The sequence below is a fragment of the Xanthomarina sp. genome (assembly GCF_035306605.1).
In the GTDB taxonomy this organism is placed as follows: Bacteria; Bacteroidota; Bacteroidia; order Flavobacteriales; family Flavobacteriaceae; genus Xanthomarina.
Genome location: NZ_DATGNR010000071.1, coordinates 1 through 2,045, shown reverse-complemented (window position 1 = coordinate 2,045; position 2,045 = coordinate 1). Strand labels below are relative to the sequence as shown.

Below are 2,045 nucleotides of genomic sequence, written 5' to 3'. Positions count from 1 at the left end.
AATTAATCCACTATTATGATCAGCAATACGATCAATAATTGCAGGTCCTGCCATGTTAGAGGTTGTCGTGACGACATTAGCGTCAGAAGATAATTCAGATTGGCTCTGTGAACTAGTGGCGTCAAACCGTAGTTCTTGATTCATTTGCGCACTCAAAGTAAATGCGCTAAAGCCAATCATTAAAAAGATGAAGAATGTATTTCTTTTCATGATTAATTAAATTTAGTTAGTTTATAAATCAATGCAATATAATGATATTTTGTTAATAAATGTTAATAAGTGTAAACATTCTTTTTGTTGGTTTCTTTTTTTTGCGGATATGATTTATGCGCTTGTTGAGTTTAGTGGGTTAGATTCAGGTATGAGGATGGAGGTTAGATGTGTTGTTGAATTGTTATGATTGTTAATTCAGTATTGTTTGAGAAAATACTTCGGCTTCGCTCAGTACCTGTCACTTTCGCCATTAGAATCACTATTTAAAGCAATAGAAGCAAAATGCTTTATTAGTCGGACACGACTAAGATTTAAAACTACGTCGTTAATATACGTAAGGTACTAGACCCATCCTTTAATATTGATAATTAAGTAAATTTGATTAAGCATTCCTTTTATCTTTTCACTCAACAGTACTGGGTGTAATGACGTGGTGTGTCTTAATAAAATTGGGTTTTGTAATATTTTAATTGGACAACAGTGAAGCTTTTTATAAAAACGGCTTCTATCGCTTGACATAAGGTTTGAAATATTGTATATTAGCAGAGGTTATATCAGCAGTCTATTGGGTTTGTATTCAACTTGGTTTTTGAAGAAAAGCATTTTAAAAATAGGTTGTTAATAACTAATCGAATCTAGAACTGACCCGGACTTACTCCGGACTTACTCCGGACTTACTATGGGCTATCCATGGGCTATCTATGGGCTATCTATGAGGTTGATTCGACAGTTGCCTATCTGTGAAGTAAAATAGCGAATAGTTAATTTCAAGATGGTGGTTTTGCTACCCTAATTAATAGCGTCTATGTTTAAGTTTTGTGTCGTTAATTAATTCATGATTAATGCTTGAAAAATGATTTACCTATACTACCTTTGCTTATTTGAATGTTGAGAAATAAATAGTAATTTGCTTACAACAACTTCTGTTTTGTAGTAAATTGAATATTAGCAACTTAAGTTTTTAAAGAAGCGGTTTTACTCCTTGGTTTCTAGTTTTTTATGCAATAAAATCTGATTATGCGCACTCAATTTTTTATAATTTCAACTATTTCACTCATTGTAACATTTGCATTAGCCTTTTTCTTAAGTGCAAATTGGTATGTTGTTTTTGCAATTGTTTTAGGTTTAACAGTTTTAGGTTATTATGATGTTTTGCAAACTAGGCACACTGTTATGCGGAATTACCCTGTGTTTGGAAGACTTCGTTATGTGTTAGAAGAACTTCGTCCAAAACTATATCAGTACTTTATCGAATCTGATATCGATGGTCGTCCGTTTAATAGAGTAGATCGATCTACTGTATATCAAAGGGCTAAAGGCGTGAGGGATACTATTCCTTTTGGGACTCAGTTGGATCTTTATGCAGAGGGTTACGAATGGATTTGTCATTCTATAGCGCCCAAAGCTTTTGATACTCTCGATAATGACCCGCGTATAATGATAGGGAATAAAGACTGTAAGCAGCCATATTCAGCAAGTATATTAAATATCTCGGCTATGAGTTTTGGGGCGCTTAGTGCGAATGCGGTAGAGGCTTTAAATGCTGGAGCTAAGATTGGAAATTTTGCTCACAATACAGGAGAGGGTGGATTGAGCCACTATCATTTAAAACATGGAGGTGATTTAATCTGGCAAATTGGAACAGGGTATTTTGGTTGTCGAACCGAAGATGGAAAATTCAATCCAGAACTTTTTGCAGAAAAAGCAAAACACCCTAACGTTAAAATGATTGAGCTTAAAATCTCTCAAGGTGCGAAACCAGGACATGGTGGGATTTTACCTGCAGAAAAAAACTCTGAAGAAATTGCTAAAATCAGACACATTAAGCCTCA

Annotated in this window: 2 protein-coding genes; one reads left to right on the top strand and one right to left on the bottom strand. The window is 34.4% G+C overall.

Translation table 11 applies throughout. The features are described 5' to 3' along the window. On the bottom strand, positions 1 to 210 hold a 210-nt coding region (locus VKY41_RS09775; RefSeq protein WP_500814266.1), incomplete at its 3' end, for a hypothetical protein. 1,020 nt (positions 211 to 1,230) lie between these two features. Between VKY41_RS09775 and VKY41_RS09770 the strand changes: the two genes are divergently transcribed. Then, positions 1,231 to 2,045: glutamate synthase-related protein (locus tag VKY41_RS09770; RefSeq protein WP_500814265.1), on the top strand; the 815-nt coding region annotated here is incomplete at its 3' end.